The 23,042-nt window shown below is 64.9% G+C and carries 18 protein-coding genes and 2 tRNA genes; 12 read left to right on the forward strand and 8 right to left on the reverse strand.

What is annotated here, in order from left to right; all coding sequences use genetic code 11:
- Nucleotides 1–92: 92 nt before the first annotated feature.
- Nucleotides 93–452: a VanZ family protein gene (locus LDO41_RS03095; protein ID WP_223981694.1), complete on the forward strand. Its 360-nt coding sequence runs from the start codon at nucleotides 93–95 to the stop codon at nucleotides 450–452.
- Here the strand turns inward: LDO41_RS03095 and LDO41_RS03100 are convergent.
- On the reverse strand, nucleotides 449–1,297 hold the full coding sequence (locus tag LDO41_RS03100; RefSeq protein WP_223981696.1) for a 23S rRNA (adenine(2030)-N(6))-methyltransferase RlmJ: 849 nt from the start codon (nucleotides 1,295–1,297) through the stop codon (nucleotides 449–451). The genes LDO41_RS03095 and LDO41_RS03100 overlap by 4 nt on opposite strands.
- A 147-nt stretch (nucleotides 1,298–1,444) precedes the next feature.
- Here LDO41_RS03100 and mnmC point away from each other — a divergent pair, with 147 nt between their 5' ends.
- The 9 genes from mnmC (at nucleotide 1,445) to LDO41_RS03145 (ending at nucleotide 12,592) form a co-directional block, all read left to right on the forward strand.
- Nucleotides 1,445–3,616, forward strand: coding sequence for a bifunctional tRNA (5-methylaminomethyl-2-thiouridine)(34)-methyltransferase MnmD/FAD-dependent 5-carboxymethylaminomethyl-2-thiouridine(34) oxidoreductase MnmC (gene mnmC, locus LDO41_RS03105; protein ID WP_223982351.1), 2,172 nt, complete (start codon nucleotides 1,445–1,447; stop codon nucleotides 3,614–3,616).
- Nucleotides 3,617–3,829: 213 nt separating this feature from the next.
- Complete coding sequence (gene tig, locus LDO41_RS03110; protein ID WP_223981698.1) at nucleotides 3,830–5,185, forward strand: trigger factor; 1,356 nt, start codon at nucleotides 3,830–3,832, stop codon at nucleotides 5,183–5,185.
- A 101-nt stretch (nucleotides 5,186–5,286) separates the two neighbouring features.
- Nucleotides 5,287–5,937 (forward strand): ATP-dependent Clp endopeptidase proteolytic subunit ClpP, encoded by a 651-nt coding sequence (clpP, locus tag LDO41_RS03115; protein WP_223981700.1) that lies wholly within the window; start codon nucleotides 5,287–5,289, stop codon nucleotides 5,935–5,937.
- Nucleotides 5,938–6,132: 195 nt separating this feature from the next.
- Complete coding sequence (clpX, locus tag LDO41_RS03120; protein WP_223981702.1) at nucleotides 6,133–7,413, forward strand: ATP-dependent Clp protease ATP-binding subunit ClpX; 1,281 nt, start codon at nucleotides 6,133–6,135, stop codon at nucleotides 7,411–7,413.
- A 117-nt stretch (nucleotides 7,414–7,530) separates the two neighbouring features.
- A complete protein-coding gene (locus LDO41_RS03125; RefSeq protein ID WP_223981703.1) occupies nucleotides 7,531–7,695 on the forward strand; it encodes a hypothetical protein in 165 nt (54 codons plus the stop codon).
- Between the two features lie 13 nt (nucleotides 7,696–7,708).
- Nucleotides 7,709–10,120: an endopeptidase La gene (gene lon, locus LDO41_RS03130; protein ID WP_223981705.1), complete on the forward strand. Its 2,412-nt coding sequence runs from the start codon at nucleotides 7,709–7,711 to the stop codon at nucleotides 10,118–10,120.
- 222 nt (nucleotides 10,121–10,342) lie between these two features.
- A tRNA-Val gene (locus tag LDO41_RS03135) sits at nucleotides 10,343–10,418 on the forward strand.
- Nucleotides 10,419–10,446: 28 nt separating this feature from the next.
- Nucleotides 10,447–10,523 (forward strand) — tRNA-Asp (locus LDO41_RS03140).
- Nucleotides 10,524–10,648: 125 nt separating this feature from the next.
- Nucleotides 10,649–12,592 carry a SurA N-terminal domain-containing protein gene (locus tag LDO41_RS03145; RefSeq protein ID WP_223981708.1) on the forward strand — a complete coding sequence of 648 codons (1,944 nt, stop codon included), beginning with the start codon at nucleotides 10,649–10,651 and terminating at the stop codon, nucleotides 12,590–12,592.
- Nucleotides 12,593–12,659: 67 nt separating this feature from the next.
- Here LDO41_RS03145 and LDO41_RS03150 read toward each other — a convergent pair whose 3' ends face one another.
- Complete coding sequence (locus LDO41_RS03150; protein ID WP_223982354.1) at nucleotides 12,660–13,274, reverse strand: arylesterase; 615 nt, start codon at nucleotides 13,272–13,274, stop codon at nucleotides 12,660–12,662.
- 100 nt (nucleotides 13,275–13,374) lie between these two features.
- Between LDO41_RS03150 and LDO41_RS03155 the strand changes: the two genes are divergently transcribed.
- A complete protein-coding gene (locus LDO41_RS03155) occupies nucleotides 13,375–14,073 on the forward strand; it encodes an ABC transporter ATP-binding protein (RefSeq protein ID WP_223981711.1) in 699 nt (232 codons plus the stop codon).
- Here LDO41_RS03155 and pgi read toward each other — a convergent pair.
- The 6 genes from pgi to LDO41_RS03185 form a co-directional block, all read right to left on the reverse strand.
- On the reverse strand, nucleotides 14,049–15,716 hold the full coding sequence (gene pgi / locus LDO41_RS03160; protein WP_223981714.1) for a glucose-6-phosphate isomerase: 1,668 nt from the start codon (nucleotides 15,714–15,716) through the stop codon (nucleotides 14,049–14,051). The two genes, LDO41_RS03155 and pgi, sit on opposite strands and share 25 nt — an antisense overlap.
- 265 nt (nucleotides 15,717–15,981) lie before the next feature.
- Entirely contained in the window at nucleotides 15,982–17,604 is a 1,623-nt protein-coding gene (locus LDO41_RS03165) for an NAD(P)H-hydrate dehydratase (RefSeq protein WP_223982357.1), read from the reverse strand.
- A 151-nt stretch (nucleotides 17,605–17,755) separates the two neighbouring features.
- Nucleotides 17,756–19,102 (reverse strand): D-amino acid dehydrogenase, encoded by a 1,347-nt coding sequence (locus tag LDO41_RS03170; RefSeq protein WP_223981717.1) that lies wholly within the window; start codon nucleotides 19,100–19,102, stop codon nucleotides 17,756–17,758.
- Nucleotides 19,103–19,201: 99 nt separating this feature from the next.
- Entirely contained in the window at nucleotides 19,202–20,512 is a 1,311-nt protein-coding gene (locus LDO41_RS03175) for a TRAP transporter large permease (protein WP_223981720.1), read from the reverse strand.
- The gene (locus LDO41_RS03180) at nucleotides 20,512–21,063 is read right to left on the reverse strand and encodes a TRAP transporter small permease subunit (RefSeq protein WP_223981723.1); all 552 of its coding nucleotides are present in this window, start codon (nucleotides 21,061–21,063) and stop codon (nucleotides 20,512–20,514) included. The genes LDO41_RS03175 and LDO41_RS03180 overlap by 1 nt, the downstream gene beginning before the upstream one ends.
- 114 nt (nucleotides 21,064–21,177) lie before the next feature.
- Nucleotides 21,178–22,158 carry a TRAP transporter substrate-binding protein gene (locus tag LDO41_RS03185; protein WP_223981726.1) on the reverse strand — a complete coding sequence of 327 codons (981 nt, stop codon included), beginning with the start codon at nucleotides 22,156–22,158 and terminating at the stop codon, nucleotides 21,178–21,180.
- Between the two features lie 221 nt (nucleotides 22,159–22,379).
- Here LDO41_RS03185 and LDO41_RS03190 point away from each other — a divergent pair, with 221 nt between their 5' ends.
- A complete protein-coding gene (locus LDO41_RS03190) occupies nucleotides 22,380–23,003 on the forward strand; it encodes a winged helix DNA-binding protein (protein ID WP_223981729.1) in 624 nt (207 codons plus the stop codon).
- The last annotated feature ends 39 nt before the right edge of the window (nucleotides 23,004–23,042 follow it).

Below are 23,042 nucleotides of genomic sequence, written 5' to 3' on the forward strand. Positions count from 1 at the left end.
CCTGTCTCCACGCGGGAGGGGTGCGCTCACGAACATTCCGTTGCGCCGAATTGCGGTAACGTTACGTTTGTCTCTTTTTCCTGAGCCCGACCATGTCAACGACGCTTCGCTCGATCGGGATGTTTCGCCTGATGTTCTGGGGCTGCACGGTTGCCATTCTGGTGCTTGCGCTGCTGCCGCCCTCGACGCATATGCCCACCACCGGTTGGGATAAGTCGAATCACATGCTCGCGTTTGGCACGCTCGCGGTGCTTGGCTCGCGCGCGTGGCCGGGCCGGATGTGGGTGATTTTGCTCGGGCTGATCGGGTATGGCGTGCTGATCGAGATCTTGCAGGGATTTACTCCCTACCGCGATGCCGATGCGATCGACGTGGTGGCCGATACGATCGGGGCGTTGATCGGTTTTGGCCTCAACGCCTTGATGGCGCGGATGGCGGCGCGGTCCGCCTAGCCGTCCAGCGATTCCAACGTAAACGACGCGCCGTCGTCCTGCCCCAGCAGTTCCACCAGTTTCGGCAGTGCGGCCTCCAGCTCCGCCTTGAGCGTCCACGGTGGGTTGATCACGAACATGCCGCTGCCATGCAGGCCGAGCCCGCCGGACACCGGATTCCGGACCGTCAGCGACGCGTGCACCCAGCTTTTGACCGGCAGCCGCTTCAACTGTTCGGGCAGTTGCACCGCCTCGCGCCGTTGCACCTGCGGATACCAGATCGCATACATGCCAGTGGCAAAGCGCTGGAGCCCGTCCTGCACGGCGCGCACCGTGCGCGCGTAGTCGTTCTTGTCTTCATACGCCGGGTCGATCAGCACCAGCGCGCGGCGCGGCGGCGGGGGCAGGATGGCCTTGAGGCCCTCGAAGCCATCGCCGTCGTACAGCATGACCTTGCGGCCCGCGCCACGGAAGTTGTCGCGCAGGACCTGAATCTCGGTCGGATGCATTTCGAACAACCGCAGGCGATCCGCGTCGCGCAGCATCTGCCACGCTAGCCACGGCGAACCCGGATAGTGGTTGAGCTCGCCATCGGGGTTGAGCTCGTCCACCTGCTCCAGATACGCTTCCAGCAACGATGGCAGTTCTTCTTCGGCTTCCCAGAGCGGACCGATGCCGGTCTCGTACTCGGCGTTCTTCTGCGCGTACTCATGATCCAGCGCGTAGAGCCCCGCGCCAGCCTGCGTGTCGATATACCAGAACGGCTTGTCTTTCTGCGTCAGGTAGTCGAGCAGCTGCACGATGATGGCGTGCTTGAGCACATCGGCGTGGTTGCCGGCATGGAAGGCGTGGCGGTAGCTGAACATGGCGTAATGAGGTGTGGCGGCGGCCCCGGGAATCGATACGGAGAAGGGTACAACAAGGGTGCCGGGGCGCGAGGGGCGCTATGCTACCATCCGCCGCCCGTCGCTCCTACCTGCCGCTTCCGGCTATCCATGCCCATGCCGTCGCACCTGCCACGTGTCCTCGAGCCCGCCGAGCCGATCGTTGACGACGATGGCATCCCCTATTCCCCGCGCTACGGCGACGTGTATCACAGCAGCCGTGGCGGGCTGGCGCAGGCGCATCACGTGTTTCTGGGCGGGAACGATCTGCCCGCGCGGTGGCGCGACCACCGCCAGTTCGTGATCGTCGAGACCGGCTTTGGGCAGGGGCTCAATTTCCTCGCCACGTGGCAGGCATGGCGCGACGATCCACAACGCTGCGGTCGGCTCCATTTCGTTTCCATCGAGAAGCATCCGTTCACGCGCGATGGATTGCGCCAGCTCCATGCGAGCCTCGGGCCGCTGTTGGCGCTGGCGACCACGCTGCAGGATGCCTGGCCCGATGTCTTGCCGGGCCTGCACCGGCTCGAGTTCGAGGGCGGGGCGGTCACGCTGACACTGGCGTTCGGCGACGCGGAGGCGCTGCTGCCGAAGCTCGCGGTTGGCGCCGACGCGTTCTATCTCGACGGTTTTTCTCCGGATCGCAATACCGATATGTGGTCCGACAGCGTGTTTCGTGGCCTGTCGCGGCTGGCGCGCGTGGATGCGACGCTGGCCACCTACACCGCCGCGGGCTTTGTGCGGCGTGGCCTGCAGGCGGTGGGCTTCGACGTGCGCAAGGTGCCAGGCTTCGGTGGCAAGCGCGATATGACGGTGGCGCGCTTCGCGCCCGCGTGGAAGGTCCGCCGCCATGCGCCGCCGCCTGCTGCATCGTGGCCAGATCGGCATGCGATCGTGATCGGCGCGGGGCTCGCGGGGTGTGCCGTGACCGAACGCCTGACCGCGCGCGGCTGGCGCGTGACGCTGATCGATCGCCATGCGGGGCCCGCGCGGCAGACCTCCGCGCATCGCGCGGCGGCGATGCACCCGCATATTTCCAGCGACGACAGCGTGCTGTCGCGGCTGTCGCGCGCGGGCAACCTGTACGCGCTGCGCGCGTGGCGGACGCTTGCCGCCGCGGGCCATCCGGTGCCATGGCATGGCTGCGGCGTGCTGCACCTCGGCGAGGACGCGGCGGACAACGACGCCCAGCACGCCGCGCTCGCGACGCTTGGCTTTCCGGAGACTTTCGCACGCTGGATGCCGCCCGAAGAAGCCGCCGCCACGCACGGCGCCGCAGTGCCACGCGGTGGCCTGTGGTTCGGGCAGGGCGGCTGGGTAGCGCCCCCCGATATCTGCGCCGCTCAACTCGCCCGCGCCGGCGCCGCCGTCACGACACGCTTCGGTACCGAGGCCGCGCGCATCGTGCGCGTCCCAGCGAAGCGCGCCATGGCCGAAGACACCACAGGCGCGGCCAGCACGGCACGCACGAGATATGCCGCCAGCTCCGGCGACGCCGCTGTGGCGGGCGATGCGACGCGGAGCGATGCGGCAGGCTCGGGAGTGCTGCGGGACGGCGCGGGCGCGCAGGAAATCTGGCAGGTCCTCGCCGCCGACGGCAGCGTGATTGCCGCTGCGCCGGTGCTCGTGCTGGCCAATGGCTACGAGGCCGAGCGGATGGTGCCCGCAACGTTCCGCGAGCTGCGGCGCGTGCGCGGCCAGCTCACCGACTTGCCGGCAGCGGCCGTGAGCGCGCTCGGGCGCTGGCCTGACTGCGTGGTCACCGGCAACGGTTATCTGCTGCCGCGCGCCGAGGACGGCAGCGCGCGCGTGGGCTCGAGCTACGAGCCGGAGGAGGGCGACGAAAGCCCGCTGACCGCGCGGCCCGAGGTGCACGCGGACAACCTCGCGCGCGCGGCGGCGCTGCTGCCGGATCACGCGGCGGCCCTCGGCGCGCTGGACCCGCGCGCGCTCGACGGCTACGTCGGCTTGCGCACCGTCGCGCATAACCGGCTGGCGCTGATCGGCCGCCTGCCCGACGAGGCCGATGCGTTAGCGCGCGCCGCCGCCCTGCGCGGCGCCCACCTGCGCGACCTGCCGCGGCTCCCCGGGCTGTACGCAACCCTTGCGTTCGGCTCGCGTGGCCTCACATGGGCCGCACTGGCCGGCGAAATGGTGGCAAGCCAGATCGAGGGCGAGCCGCTGCCGGTGGAAAGCGACCTCGCGGACGCTGTCGATCCGGCGCGGCTGCTGTTGCGCGCGCTGCGCCACGGTCAGGCCACAGCTGGCCCCGCTGGTGACCCTAATTCGCTGTCGGGGTAAAAACTGCCGGAAGCGAATCAAAACCATGCGATAATCCGCGTTTTCCGTCCGCACGGAGCCCGCCGGGTGCGTATCTGGGGCCGTCATGGCGAGGTCAATGACCTTGGTCAATGAGCGATCCCGAAATTGGCGCACTCATGGTGGCAGGAAACATTCCTGCAGCGGACGCGAAGTAGGCAGAGACAACAACATTTCTGGATTGGATCTACGACCATGTCGAACGTCATTGAAAATCTCGGCAAGCTGGACCGCAAGGTGACTCTGGCCATCCCCAAGGCCGAAGTGCAGAAGGAAACGCAGGAGCGCCTGGTTCGCCTGTCGAAGACGGTGAAGATGTCCGGCTTCCGCCCGGGCAAGGTGCCGATGAAGATGGTCGAGAAGCAATACGGCCAACAGGTCGAGTTCGAAGTCCGCTTCGACCGCGCCGCGCGCGCATTCTTCGACATCACCCAGGCGCAGGACGTCAAGGTGGCGGGCCAGCCGAAGTTCGACCTGAAGACCGACGGCGTCGCCGAAGACGAAGTGGCCTTCGAGGCAACGTTCGAGGTGTACCCGGAAGTCAAGATCGGTGAACTGACCGGTGCCGAAGTTACCCGCACCAAGACCGAGATCGGCGACGCCGAGATCGACAAGACCGTGGACATCCTGCGCAAGCAGCGCGTGCACTACCACGTGCGCGGCGAAGCCGGCGAGCACGGCGACGGTGGCGGCGATCTGACCGCCAAGAGCGGTGACCGCGTGACCGTGGACTTCGTGGGCAAGATCGACGGCGTGGAATTCCCCGGTGGCAAGGCCGAAGACTTCGGTTTCGTGCTGGGCGAAGGCCGCATGCTGCCCGAGTTCGAAGCCGCCGCTATCGGCCTGAAGCTTGGCGAAAGCAAGACCTTCCCGCTCGCGTTCCCGGCCGACTATCACGGCAAGGAAGTGGCCGGCAAGACCGCCGAGTTCACCATTACGCTGAAGCGCGTCGAATGGGCCCATATGCCTGAAATCGACGACACGTTCGCCAAGTCGCTCGGCATCGCCGACGGCAGCGTCGAGAAGATGCGCGCGGACATCCGCGAGAACCTCGAGCGCGAAGTCAAGCGTCGTACACACGCCATGCTGAAGGACGAAGTCATGGAAGCGCTGATCAAGGTCAGCGATCTGGACGTGCCGAAGGCGCTGGTCGATCAGGACAAGGAGCGTCTGGTCGAAATGGCCCGCCGCGACCTCGAGCAACGTGGCATGCCGAATGCCAAGGACATGCCGATTCCGGCCGACATGTTCACCCAGCAGGCCGAGCGCCGCGTGAAGCTGGGCCTGATCCTGGCCGAGATCGTCAAGGCCAACGGCCTGCAGGCCAAGCCTGACCAGATCAAGGCGGAAATCGAGGACTTCGCGAAGAGCTACGAGGACCCGAAGGAAGTCATGCGCTGGTACTACGGTGACCAGCAGCGCCTGGCCGAGATGGAAGCCTACGTGCTCGAAAACAACGTGGTAAATTTCGTGTGCGAGAAGGCCAAGGTCACGGACAAGACGGTGTCGTTCGAGGAACTGACTGCCGAGTCGAATCCGCAGCAAGCCTGATTCGCGTGAAGCGGCCGGCAAGTGCCCGCGTCGGAAGGTCGATGACCTGAAGACGCGGACATGACGCTGGCCGTCATCCCCTGAATACCTGGAGAACCTGCATGACCCGCAATGATTTGCTAGACCGTCTCGCCACGACGCAGGCTTCGGCCCTGGAGACGCAGGGTCTTGGACTGGTGCCGATGGTGGTCGAGCAGTCCGGCCGCGGCGAGCGCGCGTATGACATCTACTCGCGCCTGCTCAAGGAACGCGTGGTGTTCATGGTTGGCGAGGTGAATGACCAGACCGCAAATCTGGTTGTGGCGCAATTGCTGTTTCTCGAAAGCGAGAATCCTGACAAGGACGTATCGCTGTACATCAATTCGCCGGGTGGCTCCGTTTCGGCGGGCCTTGCCATCTACGACACGATGCAGTTCGTGAAGCCGGACGTACAGACGCTGTGCATGGGCATGGCCGCGAGCATGGGTGCATTCCTGCTTGCCGCTGGTGCCAAGGGCAAGCGTAGCGCGCTGCCGAACTCGCGCATCATGATTCACCAGCCGCTGGGTGGCGCGCGTGGCCAGGCCTCGGACATCGAGATCCAGGCCCGCGAGATCCTGTACCTGCGTGAACGCCTCAACAGTATTCTGTCCGAGGTGACCGGCCAGCCCGTGGAGAAAATCGCGCGCGATACCGATCGCGACAACTTCATGAGCGGCGACCAGGCCGTGGACTACGGTCTGATCGACAAGGTCATTACGCGGCGCGGCTGAGTGCGCCTCGGCTAGCCTACCTTGGAACGAGGCCATGTGCCTCGTTTTTTGCTTTCGAGAAACACCCGAGTCACACTCGAGTTACACCCGAGCAACACCGGTCGGCCCAATTGTTTTGGCGTATGATGCGTTTCATGCGTTTCGCGCGGAGGCCAACCCGGCTCCGTGTGGCCACACTGCTAATGACTGAATCCTATGGCGGACAAAAAAAGTTCTTCCAGTGAAAAGCTTCTGTACTGCTCGTTCTGCGGCAAGAGCCAGCACGAGGTCAAGAAGCTGATCGCGGGCCCGTCGGTGTTCATCTGCGATGAATGCATCGACCTGTGCAACGAGATCATCCGCGACGAGGCCGCCGCGTCCGAGAAGGACGCTACCGCCGCTACCCGTTCCGACCTGCCGACACCGCACGAGATTCGCGAGAGCCTCGACCAGTACGTGATCGGGCAGGAGCAGGCCAAGAAAATCCTGGCCGTGGCGGTGTACAACCACTACAAGCGCCTGAAGCACCTCGGCAAGAAGGACGATGTCGAGTTGTCGAAGAGCAACATCCTGCTGATCGGTCCGACCGGTTCCGGCAAGACGCTGCTCGCCCAGACGCTGGCCCGTCTGCTCAACGTCCCGTTCGTGATCGCCGACGCGACCACGCTGACGGAAGCCGGTTATGTGGGCGAGGACGTCGAGAACATCATTCAGAAGCTGCTGCAGAACTGCAACTACGAAGTCGAGAAGGCGCAGCGCGGCATTGTCTATATCGATGAAATCGACAAGATTTCGCGCAAATCGGACAATCCGTCGATCACGCGCGACGTCTCGGGCGAAGGTGTGCAGCAGGCGCTGCTGAAGCTCGTCGAAGGCACGATGGCGTCGGTGCCGCCGCAAGGTGGCCGCAAGCACCCGAACCAGGACTTCCTGCAGGTCGATACGACCAACATCCTGTTCATCTGCGGCGGTGCGTTCGATGGCCTGGAAAAGGTCATCATGCAGCGTTCCGACAAGACTGGCATCGGCTTTGCCGCCCAGGTCCAGAGCAAGGAAGAGCGCGACGTCAGCGAAGTGCTGCCGCAGACCGAGCCTGAGGATCTGATCAAGTTCGGCCTGATCCCGGAACTCATCGGGCGTCTGCCGGTGGTGGCAACGCTGGCCAAGCTCGACGAAGCCGCGCTGATGCAGATTCTGGTGGAGCCGAAGAACGCGCTCGTGAAGCAGTACCAGAAGCTGCTGGCGATGGAAGGCGTGGAGCTGGAGATTCGTCCGGCCGCGCTGTCGGCGATCGCACGCAAGGCTATCCGTCGCAAGACCGGCGCGCGCGGCCTGCGCTCGATTCTCGAGCAATCGCTGATGGACGTCATGTACGACCTGCCGAACTACAAGGGCGTGCACAAGGTGGTGATCGAAGAGAACACCATCACGGGCGATGCGCCGCCACTGCTGATCTACGAGGAGCAGCAGCAACCCAAGGTAGCGGGCTCGAATTGATGCGAAGGAAGGCGGGGTGGCGCATGCCAGACCGGCTCTAAAATCAAGCGGCCGTTCGCGTGAAAGTGAACGGCCTTTTTTCTTCATTTCAAACGACGAACGGGAGCAAACGCGGGTATGCTGTTCAAGAACGGGTCGCAAGTGCAGGCAGAGGCGCATGGTGAAGTGGATTATTCGGCATGTTTTTCCGATGTTTCTCCCATGTTCCTGTTCTGTGCCGAAATCGGTGATAGCAACCTTGTAATCGATTCCCGCGACCCTATTTACGCCTTAAATGACTGAACTGGGGAAAATGATGTCAGGAACACAACTCCTCCCGGCTGAGCCGATTCGCCTCCCACTGTTGCCGCTGCGCGACGTGGTGGTGTTTCCGCACATGGTGATCCCGCTGTTCGTGGGTCGCCCGAAGTCCATCAAGGCGCTTGAGACTGCGATGGAGTCGGGCAAGAGCATCATGCTCGTGGCCCAGAAGACGGCGGCGAAAGACGAGCCGACGGCTGACGACCTCTATGGGGTCGGCTGCATCGCCAACATCCTGCAAATGCTGAAGCTGCCCGACGGTACCGTAAAGGTGCTGGTCGAGGGCACCCAGCGTGCGAACATCACCGAAGTGAGCGAGGACGATTCGCACTTCATGTGCGAAGCCGTGCCCGTGCCACCCGCACCGGTTGAAAGCGCCGAGACCGAGGCCCTGCGCCGCGCGATCGTGTCGCAGTTCGACCAGTACGTGAAACTCAACAAGAAGATCCCGCCCGAGATCCTGACGTCGCTGTCGGGGATCGACGAAGCCGGCCGTCTGGCCGACACGATCGCCGCGCATCTGCCGATCAAGCTCGAGCAGAAGCAGAAGATCCTCGAGATGGTCAATGTGACCGAGCGTCTCGAGAGCCTGCTGTCGCAACTCGAAGGCGAGATCGACATCCTGCAGGTGGAAAAGCGCATCCGTGGTCGCGTCAAGCGCCAGATGGAGAAGTCCCAGCGCGAGTACTACCTGAACGAGCAGGTCAAGGCCATCCAGAAGGAACTGGGCGAAGGCGAAGAAGGCGCGGATCTCGAGGAACTCGACAAGCGCATCAAGGCCGCGCGCATGCCCAAGGAGGCCAAGAAGAAGGCCGACGCCGAGTTCAAGAAGCTCAAGCTGATGTCGCCGATGTCGGCCGAAGCGACTGTCGTGCGTAACTACATCGACACGCTGGTCAATCTGCCGTGGCGCAAGAAGAGCAAGGTCAACAATGACCTGGCGAACGCCGAGCGCGTGCTCGACGAGGACCACTATGGCCTCGAGAAGGTAAAGGAACGCATTCTCGAGTACCTCGCGGTGCAACAGCGCGTGGACAAGGTGAAGGCGCCGATCCTGTGCCTGGTTGGCCCTCCTGGCGTGGGCAAGACCTCGCTCGGGCAGTCTGTGGCACGCGCAACGAACCGCAAGTTCGTGCGCATGGCACTGGGTGGTGTGCGTGACGAGGCCGAGATCCGTGGCCACCGCAGGACCTATATCGGCTCGATGCCGGGCAAGATCCTGCAGAGCCTGTCGAAGGTCGGCGTACGCAATCCGCTGTTCCTGCTCGACGAGATCGACAAGATGGGCATGGACTTCCGTGGCGACCCGTCGTCGGCGTTGCTCGAAGTGCTGGACCCGGAACAGAACCACACGTTCCAGGACCACTACATCGAGGTCGACTTCGATCTGTCGGACGTGATGTTCGTGGCGACGTCGAACTCGCTGAACATTCCGCCGCCGCTGCTGGACCGGATGGAAGTGATTCGCCTCTCGGGTTATACCGAGGAGGAGAAGGTCAACATCGCCGAGCGCTATCTGTTGCCCAAGCAGATCAAGAACAACGGTCTGAAGGGCGGCGAGATCGAGGTGACCGAGGCCGCGATTCGCGACATCATCCGCTACTACACGCGGGAAGCCGGTGTGCGTTCGCTGGAACGCGAGGTCTCGAAGATTGCGCGCAAGGTGGTCAAGCTGCTGCTGTTGAAGAAGGAGTCGGGCTCGGTGAAGGTGGATTCCGAGAACCTCGACAAATTCCTCGGCGTGCGCAAGTACGACTTCGGTCTGGCGAACAAGGAAAACCAGGTGGGCCAGGTGACTGGTCTGGCGTGGACCGAGGTGGGCGGCGATCTGCTGACCATCGAAGCCGCGATCATGCCGGGCAAGGGCAACATCACGCGTACCGGTTCGCTGGGTGACGTGATGAAGGAGTCGGTCGAGGCCGCGCGGTCTGTGGTGCGTTCCCGTGCACGTCGTCTGGGTATTACGGACGAGATGTTCGAGAAGCGCGATATCCACATCCACGTGCCCGAAGGCGCGACGCCTAAGGATGGTCCGTCCGCGGGTGGTGCGATGACGACGGCGTTGGTGTCGGTGCTGACCGGTATTCCGGTGCGTGCCGATGTCGCGATGACCGGCGAGATCACGCTGCGTGGTGAGGTGCTGCCGATTGGCGGTCTCAAGGAGAAGCTGCTGGCGGCCCATCGTGGCGGTATCAAGCTGGTGCTGATTCCGGAAGAGAACGTCAAGGATCTCGCCGAGATTCCGGACAACGTGAAGAACGCGATCGAGATCGTGCCGGTGCGGTGGATCGACAAGGTGCTGGAGCTCGCGCTCGAGCGTAAGCCCGAGCCGCTGCCCGACGACGTGGAGAAGCCAGCCGACGTGGCTGACAAGTCCAAGTCCACGGTCGAGATGACGCATCACTGATCGCGCGCGGGTCTGTACGACCGCTGCGACGTAAAACGCCACGGGAAACCGTGGCGTTTTTTATTGCATTTTTCTTGTGCGCAAGGCTTGGCAAATCGCAAACACCTGGATTACAATCGCGGCCTCGCAACGCAAACAGCGGCAACAAGAAGTACCTGCCGAGCCGTGCGTAGCGAGATTGTGTAGTAAGACACGATTAGTACGACTAGCAGTGAAGAGAGCGGGTGCTTAGCTCAGTTGGTAGAGCGGCGCCCTTACAAGGCGTAGGTCGGGGGTTCGAGCCCCTCAGCACCCACCACCGTTCTCGATGCACTGGCACCGACACAGGAGTGGTAGTTCAGTTGGTTAGAATACCGGCCTGTCACGGCGTGGGTTGCGGGGGCGAGTCCCGTCCACTCCGCCAGCTTATGAAAAACGCCCGCAATCGCGGGCGTTTTTCATTGGTCGCCGAAACTGACAGGTATTGGGTGTCTCTCCTGATAGAATCGCGAAGTTTGACCTTCGTGCCAACCCCTTACCCGAATCAGCATGCTTGATTTCGTACGCAATAACCGGCGCCTGATGCTTCTGCTGCTGCTGGTGCTCGTCTTCCCGTCGTTCGTCTTCTTCGGCGTCGAAAGCTATTCGCGCTTCATGGACAGTTCGCATGATGTCGCGAAGGTCGATGGTCGCGCCATCTCGGTTCAGGAAGTGGACAACGTCGTGCGCGACCAGACCGAGCGCATGCGCCAGATTCTCGGCGCGAGCTACGACCCGCGCCAGTTCGAAGGCGCCGCCGCACGTCAGGCCGTGCTCGATCAGCTGATCCTGCAACGCGTGGTGTCCTCCACCGTCGCGCGCGAGCACCTGACCGTGTCCGACGCGGAAGTCGCCGCCGCGATCCAGAGCATTCCCGCGATCGCGCAACTGAAGACCGCCGACGGCAAGTTCGACGACAAGGCCTACGTGCAGCTGCTGGCCGCGCAGGGCATGACGCCGGAGCAGCTCGATGCGCGTATGCGCTTCGACCTCGCCACGCAGCAGCTCAGCGCCGCCGTGTCGACCACGGGCTTTATGCCGAAGTCGCTGCTCGACCGCCTGCTCGCCGTGCGCGACCAGGAGCGTGACGTGCAGGCACTCGTGATCAAGCCCGCCGATTTCACGGCGAAGGTCACGCCCGATGCGGCGGCACTGAAGGCGTACTACGACGCGCATACCTCGGCGTACGCGATTCCCGAGCAGGCCAAGGTCGAGTACATCGTGCTGTCGGGCGACGCGCTGGCGGCCTCGCAGACGGTGACGCCGGAGCAGCTGAAGTCCTACTACGAGAGCAATCTCCAGCGCTTCAAGACCGAAGAGCAACGCCGTGCGAGCCATATCCTGATCGCGTCGCCGAAGGATGCGCCGGCCGCCGATCGTGCCGCCGCGAAGGCGCGCGCGACCAAGTTGCTCGACGACCTGCGCAAGCATCCGGAAACGTTCGCGGACGTGGCGAAGAAGCAGTCGCAGGATCCGGGTTCCGCGGAAAAGGGCGGCGACCTCGGCTTTATGGGTCGCGGCGCGCTGGTCAAGCCGTTCGAGGACGCGATGTACGCGCTCAAGCCGGGCCAGATCAGCGACGTGGTGGAAACCGACTACGGTTATCACATCATCAAGCTCGACGAGATCAAGCCGGCCGCGGTACAGCCGCTGGAAGCGGTGAAGACCGAGCTCGAGGGTGAACTGCGCAAGCAGCTTGCGGCCAAGGCGTATCAGGAGCAGGCCGACGCGTTCGGTAACCTCGTGTACGAGCAGTCGGAAAGCCTCAAGCCGGCCGCCGACAAGTTCCACCTGCAGATCCAGACCGCCGACGACGTCACGCGCCAGCCGAACCCGAAGCTTGGCGCGCAAAGCCCGCTCAACAACGAGAAGGTGCTGAAGGCGTTGTTCAGCGAGGACTCGCTGAAGAACAAGCGCAATATCGAGGCCGTGCAGGTGAACCCGACCACGCTGGTGTCGGCACGTGTGGTGGACTATCGTCCGTCGTCGGTGCGCAAGTTCGAAGATGTCGAGGCGCAGGTGCGCGCGGCTTACGTCGCGCAGCAGGCCGCCGAACTGGCACAGAAGGATGGTGTGGCGAAGCTCGAGGCGCTGAAGAAGGATCCGGCGACGGCAGGCTTCGGCGCATCGATTACGGTATCGCGTACGCGCGGCGACAACATTCCGCCGAAGGCTGCCGAAGCGATCATGCGCGCCGATGCGCTGAAGCTGCCGGCATTCGTTGGTGTCGATCTGGGCAGCGACGGTTATGCGATCTATCGCATCAATAAGGTCAGCACGCCGACGCAGCCGAAGCCCGAGCAACGTCAGGCTGAAGCCCAGCAACTGGCGCAGCTGGTCGGTCAGGCCGATCTGAATGCGTACTACGAAAGCCTCAAGGCCGAGTCGAAGGTGAAGATCCTGCGTCCGATTGCCGCAGCTTCCTCAGACGCAAGCGAAGGGCAAGCGCAGTAACAGCGTGCAGCCCTCTCCCATGGGGAGGGGGCTGCAAGAACATCCGGCGCTATGTCTTTATCCGGCGTTATTTCCCGGCGTTGGATTTCAGCAGTGGTTTCAGTTGCGGCCACACGTTGTCCAGCAACGTGGGCTGCGCGGTCGCATTCGGGTGAATGCGGTCGTCCTGAAACCAGTCTGGGTGGGTGATCACCTTATCCAGAAAAAACGGCACCAGCGCGGCGCGATACTCCTGCGCCAGCTTCCCATACAGCGCGAAGAATCGCTCCGTGTAGTCCTGTCCGTAATTCGGTGGGATACGCATGCCGACCAACACCACACGCGCGCCGGCCTTCTGCGCGGTAGCGAGGATGTCGCGCAGATTGGCCTCGGTGCTTTGCAGCGAGAGCCCACGCAGCGCATCGTTCGCGCCCAATTCCACAATCACTACCGCCGGCTTGTGGCGCTTGATCAGATCCGGCAGGCGCGTCTTGCCGCCAACCGTCGTCTCGCCGCTGATGCTCGCGTTCACGACGCTATAATCGAACCGCTCCGTGCGCAGGCGATCCTGCAGTAGCGTGACCCAGCCGGTGCCTCGTGTGAGGCCGTATTCGGCGGACAGGCTGTCCCCCAACACCAGCAACGCGGGTCCCGCGGACACCGGTACCGACGCTGGCGCGGCCGTAGCGGCTTGCGCGGGCATCACCGATAACCATGCCGTGCCGACGCCGATCGCCATGCCAATGGCGACGCCGCATGCTACCTTGATGGCGTTGCTCCAACCACTCCCGGATTTCTTGCCCATGTCTTCTTCCATTCTCGCTGTCGAGTCACTAGGAAAGACCGTAGCTGACGCGACGGGTTCGCTGACGATTTTGCACGACGTCTCGTTTTCCGTCACGCCGGGCGAGACGCTGGCCATCGTCGGGGCCTCGGGATCGGGCAAGTCGACGCTGCTCGGCCTGCTGGCCGGGCTCGATCTGCCGAGTACCGGCGCGGTCAAGCTGCATGGCCAGGATCTGTTCAAGCTCAACGAAGACCAGCGTGCCGCGCTGCGCGGCCGCCATGTGGGATTCGTGTTCCAGTCGTTCCAGCTGGTCGGTCACCTGACCGCACTGGAAAACGTGATGTTGCCGCTGGAGCTGCGCGGCGAGACCGATCGTGTGCGCGAGCGCGCGGTGGAGATGCTCGGGCGTGTGGGTCTGAGCGCGCGGCTCTCGCACTATCCGCGCACGCTGTCGGGCGGCGAGCAGCAGCGCGTGGCGCTGGCGCGCGCATTTGTGGCGCGGCCGGACATCCTGTTCGCCGACGAGCCCACCGGCAGTCTCGATACATCGACCGGCGAGGCAGTGATTGCGCTGATGTTCGAGCTCAATCGCGATGCCGGTTCCACGCTCGTGCTGGTGACGCACGATCGCTCGGTGGCCGCGCGCTGCGGTCGCATGCTGACGATCGAAGCGGGCCGCGTCGCCAGCGATCAGTTGCTCGGCACCGAGGTCTGACGCGACAGCACCGCGCGTGCGCGGGCAATCAGCGAGCGCGTGGACGCGTCGTGCGCGCCATCGCTGACGTCACTGCCGTCGCTCCCGTCGCCTTTCAATTCACCCTCGATCGGGCGCGCGAGGATTTTGCCGAGCTCGACGCCCCACTGATCGAACGAGTTGATATTCCAGACCACGCCCTGCACGAACGTGCGGTGTTCGTAGAGCGCGATCAGCGCGCCGAGCACGTGCGGCGTGAGGTCTTCCATCAGTAGCGTATTGCTCGGACGGTTACCCTCGAACACCATATGCGGCACGCGCGCGGGGTCTGTTACGCCTGCCGCGTGCAGCTCTTCCGCGCTACGGCCGCGCATCAGCGCCTCCGCCTGCGCGAAGCAGTTGGCAAGCAGCTTGGCGTGATGGCCCGGCAGTTCGCGCGGCGGCACCAGCGGCGCGACGAAGTCCACCGGCACGATCTGCGAGCCCTGGTGGATCATCTGGAAGTAGGCATGCTGGCCATTCGTGCCCGCCGTGCCCCAGACCACCGGCGAGGTATGCGCGCGCACGTGGCGGCCATCGAGCTGTACCGACTTGCCGTTGCTCTCCATCTCCAGTTGCTGCAGGAACGCGGGGAACAGCTCGAGCGACGTCGAGTACGGCGCCATGCAGCTGGTCGGCATGTTGAAGAAGTTGCGGTACCAGATGCCGAGCATGGCCATGACCACCGGCATGTTCTGCGCGAGTGGCGCGGTGCGGAAGTGATCGTCCATCGCGCGTGCGCCGCGCAGCAGGTCCTCGAACGCATCGAAGCCCACCGCGAGCGCGATCGACAGGCCGACCGACGACCACAGCGAGAAGCGGCCGCCAATCCAGTCCCAGAATTCGAACATATTGGCGGGGTCGATGCCGAACTTGCGCACGGCTTCGGTATTCGTCGACACCGCGACAAAATGGCACGCGAGGTGGTGCTCGGGCACGCCATGGGTCAGGAACCAGTCCCGCATGCTGCAGGCATTGGCCATGGTCTCGAGCGTGGTGAAGGTCTTGGAGCAGACGATCACGAGCGTGCGTGCCGGGTTCAGGCGCACGAGCGTTTCGGCGAGCTCGGTGCCATCGACGTTCGAAACAAAATGCATGCGCGGGCCGACGCGGTCCGCGAGGTGGGCCAGCGCGCGGCAGACCATGCGCGGGCCGAGGTCGGAACCGCCGATGCCGATATTGACGACATCGGTGATGGTCTCGCCGGTATGGCCGGTCCATTTGCCGCCGCGCACGCGCTCGGAGAAGTCCTGCATGCGGCGCAGCACGTCATGGATGCCGGGCATGACCGAGACCCCGTCGACGCGGAAGGGGGCGTCCGGCAGCGCGCGCAGGGCCACATGCAGGGCCGCGCGATCTTCGGTGGCGTTGATATGTTCGCCCGTGAACATCGCTTCGCGCCGGCAGGGTACGCCGGCTTCTTCGGCCAGGCGCATCAGCAGGTCGAACGTCTCGGGCGTGATGCGGTTCTTCGAGTAATCGAGATACAGGCCAGCGGCCTCCACGGAGAAGGCCGACACGCGGCGTTCGGCATTGGCGTCGTCGAACCATTCGCGCATGGGGGTATCGCGAATGGTGTCGTGATGCTGCAGGAGGGCATTCCAGGCGTGTAGATCTGTCGGCATGCAATCTCGGGAATAGGTCGTTGGTTCCGCCCCGCGGTGATGGCGCGGGATGCGGGAGTATAGCGCTAGCTTATATGCAAACTACAGGCCGCAAACGCACGAAGTCCGTGCGTTTGCCATCGTTGTTCAGCAGGTGTCGCGCAACGATAGCAGGCAAATGTGGTTGTCCCTATCGGGCGTTGTCCGACTAGGGGTGCCATCGTGTGACAAGCTGTTACGGCGCGTCGTGAAAGTGCTCGCAACGGTTCGTGCCGGCCCGATTGTTTCAGGCCGGGGCGCCGCGCAGCAGCGCGTTCAGAATTTGACGTGCGGGACCGTACAGTTCGCTTGCGGTCATGCCTGCGGGGCCGAGCCCTGCGGCGACGAAGGCATCCGCGGCGCGGCCGTGGATCCAGACCGCCGCGCAAGCCGCGGCGTGCGTCGCCATGCCTTGCGCAAGCAGCGCGCCGGTCATGCCCGCGAGCACATCGCCGGTGCCGGCCGTCGCGAGCGCGGCATTGCCGGTGGGGTTGATGACGGGCGGTGGTGTACCCCCATCCGGCGCGGCGACGATCGTGCCTGAGCCTTTGAGCACCACGACCGCGCGCCATTGCTGGGCCAATGCCCTGGCGGCGGCCAGGCGGTCGCGCTGTACCTCGGGGACGCTGACGCCAAGCAGGCGCGCGGCTTCGAGTGGGTGCGGGGTGAGCACGCAGGGCAGACCGCTGGCGATCAAGCGTGCGGCCAGGGCCGCGTCGGCGGCGAGCAGGTTCAGGGCATCGGCGTCGAGCACGAGCGCGGGCCGGTGCTCGGCCTTGACGCATGCGTCCAGCAGCGCGGCGAGGGCGGTGGCGCTTTCCGCGCCAGTGCCCATGCCCGGGCCGATCACCAGTGCCGACATCGCGCCGGTGGCCACGCGTGCCACGGCATGGAGCATCAGTTCCGGATGCACAAAATCGGCCGACGGAGCGTTGTCGGCGAGAAAACCGATATGCACGCGCCCTGCGCCGAGGTACAGCGCGGCGCGCGCGCCGAGCAGCGGGGCGCCGGTCATGCCGACACTGCCGCCGATTACCGCGAGCTGGCCGAAGTGGCCCTTGTTGGCCGCGTGCGCGCGCGCGGGCAGCGTGGCCGCGAAGCCGGCGGGCTGATTGACGATGGCGGTCGGTACCTGCATGGGCGGATAGGCGAGGCCCAGCGGCGCGATATCGAGCGCGCCCGCGCAGTCGCGGCCGTCTAGCGTGAGCAGGCCCGGTTTGGCGGTGAGGAATGTGAGGGTGCGTTGCGCGCGAATCGCGGGCTGGCCAAGGCCGGTATCGGCAAACAGTCCGCTCGGGATATCGAGCGCGAACACCGGCAGGCCCGACGCGTTGACGTGCTCGATCCAGCGGGCCGCCTGGCCTTGCGCGGGACGATTGAGCCCGATGCCGAGCAGGCCGTCCGCAATGGCTACGCAGTCGGCGGGCCACGGTGGCAGGGCGGCGCTTTCATCCTGCGCCATCGCGAGCACCGGGACGCCCGCCGCGCGCGCTTCCGCCCAGGCGCGCGCGGCGTCCGCGGGCAGGCGATCGGGGACGCCGGTGAGCCACGCTTCCACGCGCCGGCCCGCCTGATGCAGCCGCGTGGCCGCGACCAGCGCATCGCCGCCGTTGTTGCCGGCGCCCGCGAGACATAGCACCTTGCCCGCTGGCGCATGCCGCGCGATCCAGTCCGCCGCGGCGGCACCGGCGCGGGCCATCAGCGTGAACGGCGGCAGGCTGTCGAGGCCGGCCTGTTCGATGGCGCGGAGTGTGGCCACGTCGTAGAGCGGGGTCGATGCCGTGGTGTCGGCGGCGTCGAGCGCGAACCAGTCATCAGATGCCGTGGCTGTCGCGACCGGTTCGCTGGTGGTAGCGGTGGCATGCGCCATGGACGTGGCGGTCGCGGTGGTTGTCGCCGTTGCGGCTGCGACGGCGGACGAGGTAGACGAGGCTGTATTCATGCGAGTGCGTCCAAGCGGTGCGTTGTCTGGCGAGCCTCAACGGGACTGCGCTGCCGGCGCGCTGGTCCGGTGAGGCTGGTCACGCGAGTCTATACCGCGCGGGCGTCAGCCCTTCCATATCGAGCGCGGGGCCATCGCCGGTGCCCGCGCTGGCGGCGAGCTGATCGGCGGCGATCTTGCCCGAGCCGCAGGCCATGGCCCAGCCCGTCGAACCATGGCCGAGATTGAGGAAGACGCCCGGCACCGAGGTGGCGCCAATCAACGGCGGACCGTCCGGCAGCATCGGCCGCGCGCCGGCCCACAACGTGGCATCCTGATACGACCCAGCCACCGGAAACCAGTCGCGCGCCACGCGGATCAGCGTGCGCAGCGCATCCTGACGCAGATCGAGCTTGCGCGTGCCGAGTTCGGCCGTGCCGGCCACACGCAGGCGATTGCCCATGCGCGTGATGGCCACCTTGAACGATTCGTCCATCAGCGCGCCGAGCGGGGCCTGCAGTTCATCGCGCACCATCACGGTGGCCGAGTAACCCTTGACCGGATAGAGCGGCACGCGCAGTCCCAGCGGCCGCAGCAGCGTCGCGCTGCCCACGCCCGCGCAGACCAGTACGCGATCCGCGCTCAGCGACTCCGCGGCGGCGCCGCGTTGCGTGGGCTTCAGTTCGACGACGATGCGGCCATCGGCACCCACGCGGCCGATGCCCCCGGCGCTGTCCACGCCACCACGGCGGCGATCGCCCGACGATGCACGCACGCGCGCCACGCCGGTGTCGAAGCGAAAACGCACGCCGGCGGCTTCCGCATGCTGGTGCAGCCGGCGCACGAACATCGGACAGTTGCCCGATTCATCCTCAGGTAGATGCAGGCCGCCCGCAAGCGCGGTGTCCTGCGCCAGGCCGGGCTCGATGCGGCGGCAGCCGTCGGCGTCCACTAGCGTGTGCACGACCTTGTTTTCGCGCAGTAACGCCAGTGCCGGTGCGGCAAGGTCCAGATCGCGTGCCGTGCGGAACAGCTGCAGGTAGCCACGCGATTGTTCGTAGTCGATATCGAGCTCGCCGCGCAGTTGGTGCAGGCAGTCGCGGCTGTAGAACGCGAGCCGCTGCATGCGCAGCTTGTTGGCGCGATAGCGCTCCGGCTCGCATTCGCGCAGCCAGCGCGCGATCCAGCGCCACATGGCCGGGTCGAGGCTCGGACGAAAGCGCACGGGCGAGTCGTGCCTGAACAGCATGCCGAGCAATTTGCGCGGCATGCCGGGAGCCGCCCACGGCGTGACGTAGCCCGGGGCGATCACGCCGGCATTGCCGAAACTGCTCTCCTGCGCCGGCGCGCCGCGCCGCTCCAGCACGGTCACGTCGAAGCCGGCCTGACGCAGGTACCACGCGGAGCAGACGCCGATGGCGCCGGCCCCAATCACGATAACGTGCATATTGGCTCGAATATCCCTGTCAGCGACCCCCCCGGGAAATCCGCGCTGCCCGTTATGGTGCTGCCCGTTAAGGTGCTGCCCGTTAAGGTGAGTGCGCGGTTATTTGAGTTCCTTCTGCATGACCAGATCGGGCAGCCACGTCACGATCGTCGGCCACACGGTGACCATCGCAATGGCCAGCACCATCATCATGAAGAACGGCAACGAGACTCTGGCGATGTAGTTGCTGTCCTTGCCGGTCATACTCTGCAACACGAAGAGATTGAAGCCGACCGGGGGCGTCACCTCGGCAATCTCGACGAGCAACACGATGAAGATTCCGAACCATACCAGATCGAAGCCCGCCGCCTGCACCATCGGCAGGACCGTGGCCGTGGTCAGCGCGATCATCGAGATACCGTCGAGCGCGGTGCCGAGGATGATGTAGATCACGGTCAGCACCGCGATCAGCGCCCACGGCGACAGGTGTAGCGCGGCCACCCATTCCGCCAGCGCGCGCGGAATGCCGGTAAAGCTCATGGTCACGGACAGGAACGACGTGGCGCCCAGCACGAACATGATCATCGCGGTCAGTCGCGTGGCGGACATCAGGCTGTCCCAGAACGCGCGCCGCGTCAGCGAACCACCGACCCACGCGAGCGCAAGCGAGGCCACTACGCCGTAAGCCGCCGCCTCGGTGGCGGTGGAGTAGCCGGCGATCATGATCCACGTGATAAACGCGATCAGCACGATGCAGGGCATCAACTGGCGGATCGACGCCATGCGCGCGCGCCAGCCGAAGGTCTCGGCGGCGGGAGTCTTGCTCGGATTGAGCAGGGCCCACACCACGATATAGCCCGAGAACAGCAGCATCAGCAGCAGGCCCGGCAGAAAGCCGGCCAGGAACACGCGGATGATCGAGACATCCGCGGATACCGCGTAGACCACCATCGTGATCGACGGCGGGATCAGGATGCCTAGCGTGCCCGCACACGACAGCGAGCCGAGCGTGATGCGCTCGTCGTAGCCGCGCCGTGTGAGCTCAGGCAGTGCGGATTTGGCGATGGTCGCGCAGGTGGCGGCCGACGAGCCCGAGACCGAGCCGAAGATGCCGCAGCCCAGAATGTTCACGTGCATGAGCCGGCCTGGCAGCCAGTTGAGCCATGGCGACAGGCCGTTGAACATCTGCTCCGACAGCTTGGTACGGAACAGGATTTCGCCCATCCAGACGAATAGGGGGAGTGACGCGAGCGTGTACGACGCGCTCGACGACCACCAGGAGTTGGCGAGATTGATCAGGGCTTCGTGATCGGAGAAGATGACCAGACCGATCCACGACGTGACCGCGATGGCGACCGGGATCCATGCGCCGAGCGCGAGGAACACGATCATCACGACCAGCAGGACGAGGGCAACGACGACGGTGCTCATCAGATGGTCTCCCCGAAGTCGCCGGCGGCAAGCTTGGCTTCCTGCGCCAGCTGGTAGCGCGGCTTCTGCCCACGCACCACGCGCAGCCACTCGTCGCCCACCGCGAGCAGGAAGCCCGCGCAACCGATGACCGCGAAACTTTGCGGGATCCACAGCGGAATCACGATCTGGCCCTGCGACACATCGCCAATGTCCCAGCTCTGCCACGCGAAGGTGCCGAGCGCATAGGTGGCATAGGCCGCGAACACGAGGCATACGGTCAGGGAGACCAGTTCGAGCAACCAGCGGCGGCGCGGGCCCGCGGCTTCGAGCAGCATCTCCACGCGCACGATGCCGCCATGCTGGAAGGTCTGGCCGAGCACCAGGAATGCGGACGCCGCGCACAGCCACGCGACGATGTCGTCGCCGCCGCGGAACGCCATGTTGGTCTCACGCGAGAGCGACATCATGATCATCACGATGCAGACGCCGAGAATGCAGAGCGCGCCGAGCACGGCGCAGAGATCGAGCAGCCGGTCCAGCCAGCGCTTTGGGGTGACGGGGACTTCCATATTGGCTACGGCCTAAGGCGTGAGAGTGGTATCAGGTGGAGCAGAGCGGGCGCAGGAATGCCTATGCCGGCGGCCGCGGCCGCCGGCATTCAGTCCCGCTCCATGGCGAGGACCTTACTTGCGATACGCTTCCAGAATGGTCTTGCCGTCGTCGCCGGCACTCTTCGCCCATTCATCGACCATGGTCTGGCCGACCTTCTGCATGTCACCCTTGAGCTGCGCCGACGGCGGCTCCACGGTCATGCCGTTCTTGGCCAGCACCGCGAGGTACTCGCGCGTCTTCTGCTCGGAGACCTGCCAACCGCGCTTCTCGGCATCGGCCACGGCCTTGTCGAGGGCCAGTTGCGTGGGCTTGTCGAGCGCGGCGTAGGCCTTCTTGCTGACCACGAGCATGTTCTTGGGCAGCCATGCGTCCACGGTGTAGAAGTACTTCACGCTTTCCCACACCTTGGTGTCGACACCGGTGGCGCCCGACGACATAAACGAGTTGACGGTGCCGGTGGCGAGCGCCTGCGCGAGGTCGGCGGCCTGGATCGTGACCGGCTGCGCGTTCACGAGCTCGGCGATCTTCGAGGTAGCCGGGTTGTACGCGCGCCATTTGAGGCCCTTCATGTCGGCGGCGGCGGTCAGCGGCTTGTTGGCGTAGATACCCTGCGGCGGCCAGGCCACCGCGTACAGCAGCTTCATGCCCTGGCGGTCGAGGATCTTCTCGGTGACGGGGCGCGAGGCCTGCCACAGCTTGTACGCGTCGGTGTAGCTGGTGGCGAGGAAGGGCACGGCGTCGACGCCGAACACCGGGTTCTCGTTGGCCAGCGTGGACATCAGGATTTCGCCCATCTGCACCTGACCGGTCTGCACGCCGCGCTTGATCTCGTTGGCCTTGAGCAGCGAGCCATTCGGATGCAACTGGATCTTGAGCTTGCCGCCGGTGGCCTGCGCCACGTCGTCGGACAGTTTCTGGAGGTTCTCGGTGTGCAGATTGTTGACGGGGTAGCCGGTGGGGAGGTCCCATTTGGTGTCCGCCCATGCTGCCGACATGCTCCCGAGGCCCGCCATCAGGCTTGCCGCCGCAACTGCCAATACCTTGACTCGCATCTCGATCTCTCCTGGTGTTGCTTGCGCTGTTGGTGCGCGGGTTTGACTACCGTGGCGCGCCGCTGGCTCGTCGGGCGCGCTGTGAGCGAAAACGATTTTTTGATGCAAGGGTCATGCCCAGAGTGGTGTTCATGCTGAGAATTTGCCAATAAACTGTCAAGCCATTATTGGCTCGATGTGGATCGGGCTTTCACCTATCGCCATCACAGGAGACCTTATCCATGGCTCGCAAGCCCGCGTCGGACAGTCCCGCCGCCACCAGCGCTGCTCCCGCCTCCTCGGTTACGGCGGAGATCGCGGTCGAAGAGGTGGCCACCCAGACCAAGGCGCTGTCGCGCGCGGCGGGGGTGAACATCGTGTCGTCGTCGCATCTGGTGTCCGTGCGCAGCCCCGAATTGTCGGAGTTCGAGTTCGGGCTCAATACCGCCTACAACGCTTACAGCCGCTGGGTGGTGCGTTGCATGGGCGCGGCGGGCGTGCGGGATCTGACGTTCCTCGACGTGCTGGTGCTGCACCACGTGAATCATCGCGGGCGGGCCAAGCGGCTGGCGGATATCTGCTTTGTGCTCAATGTCGAGGACACGCACCTGGTGACCTATGCGTTGAAGAAGCTGACGGGGCTGGGGCTGGTGAACGGGGAGCGGGTGGGGAAGGAGGCGACCTATGCCACCACCAAGGCGGGGACCGAGGCCTGCGCGCGGTATCGCGAGATTCGGGAGCAATGCCTGACGAGCAATTTCACCGAGGGGAGCGATGAAAACGTCGAGATCGGCGAACTTGCGCGCTTGTTGCGGGTGTTGACGGGGTTGTATGAGCAGGCGGCGCGGTCGGCGACATCGCTTTGAATTGACGGGTGGGGCTTGCACCACATTGGGGGTAGCGGG

The organism is Cupriavidus pampae, assembly GCF_914271485.1.
In the GTDB taxonomy this organism is placed as follows: Bacteria; Pseudomonadota; Gammaproteobacteria; order Burkholderiales; family Burkholderiaceae; genus Cupriavidus; species Cupriavidus pampae.

Bases quoted from the DNA above. Each gene is read 5' to 3' on its own strand.
- LDO41_RS03095 (WP_223981694.1), top strand. From the start codon at position 93: ATGTCAACGACGCTTCGCTCGATCGGGATGTTTCGCCTGATGTTCTGG.
- LDO41_RS03100 (WP_223981696.1), bottom strand. From the start codon at position 1,297: ATGTTCAGCTACCGCCACGCCTTCCATGCCGGCAACCACGCCGATGTG.
- tig (WP_223981698.1), top strand. From the start codon at position 3,830: ATGTCGAACGTCATTGAAAATCTCGGCAAGCTGGACCGCAAGGTGACT.
- clpP (WP_223981700.1), top strand. From the start codon at position 5,287: ATGACCCGCAATGATTTGCTAGACCGTCTCGCCACGACGCAGGCTTCG.
- clpX (WP_223981702.1), top strand. From the start codon at position 6,133: ATGGCGGACAAAAAAAGTTCTTCCAGTGAAAAGCTTCTGTACTGCTCG.
- LDO41_RS03125 (WP_223981703.1), top strand. From the start codon at position 7,531: ATGCTGTTCAAGAACGGGTCGCAAGTGCAGGCAGAGGCGCATGGTGAA.
- lon (WP_223981705.1), top strand. From the start codon at position 7,709: ATGTCAGGAACACAACTCCTCCCGGCTGAGCCGATTCGCCTCCCACTG.
- LDO41_RS03145 (WP_223981708.1), top strand. From the start codon at position 10,649: ATGCTTGATTTCGTACGCAATAACCGGCGCCTGATGCTTCTGCTGCTG.
- LDO41_RS03150 (WP_223982354.1), bottom strand. From the start codon at position 13,274: ATGCCCGCGCAAGCCGCTACGGCCGCGCCAGCGTCGGTACCGGTGTCC.
- LDO41_RS03155 (WP_223981711.1), top strand. From the start codon at position 13,375: ATGTCTTCTTCCATTCTCGCTGTCGAGTCACTAGGAAAGACCGTAGCT.
- pgi (WP_223981714.1), bottom strand. From the start codon at position 15,716: ATGCCGACAGATCTACACGCCTGGAATGCCCTCCTGCAGCATCACGAC.
- LDO41_RS03165 (WP_223982357.1), bottom strand. From the start codon at position 17,604: ATGGCGCATGCCACCGCTACCACCAGCGAACCGGTCGCGACAGCCACG.
- LDO41_RS03170 (WP_223981717.1), bottom strand. From the start codon at position 19,102: ATGCACGTTATCGTGATTGGGGCCGGCGCCATCGGCGTCTGCTCCGCG.
- LDO41_RS03175 (WP_223981720.1), bottom strand. From the start codon at position 20,512: ATGAGCACCGTCGTCGTTGCCCTCGTCCTGCTGGTCGTGATGATCGTG.
- LDO41_RS03180 (WP_223981723.1), bottom strand. From the start codon at position 21,063: ATGGAAGTCCCCGTCACCCCAAAGCGCTGGCTGGACCGGCTGCTCGAT.
- LDO41_RS03185 (WP_223981726.1), bottom strand. From the start codon at position 22,158: ATGCGAGTCAAGGTATTGGCAGTTGCGGCGGCAAGCCTGATGGCGGGC.
- LDO41_RS03190 (WP_223981729.1), top strand. From the start codon at position 22,380: ATGGCTCGCAAGCCCGCGTCGGACAGTCCCGCCGCCACCAGCGCTGCT.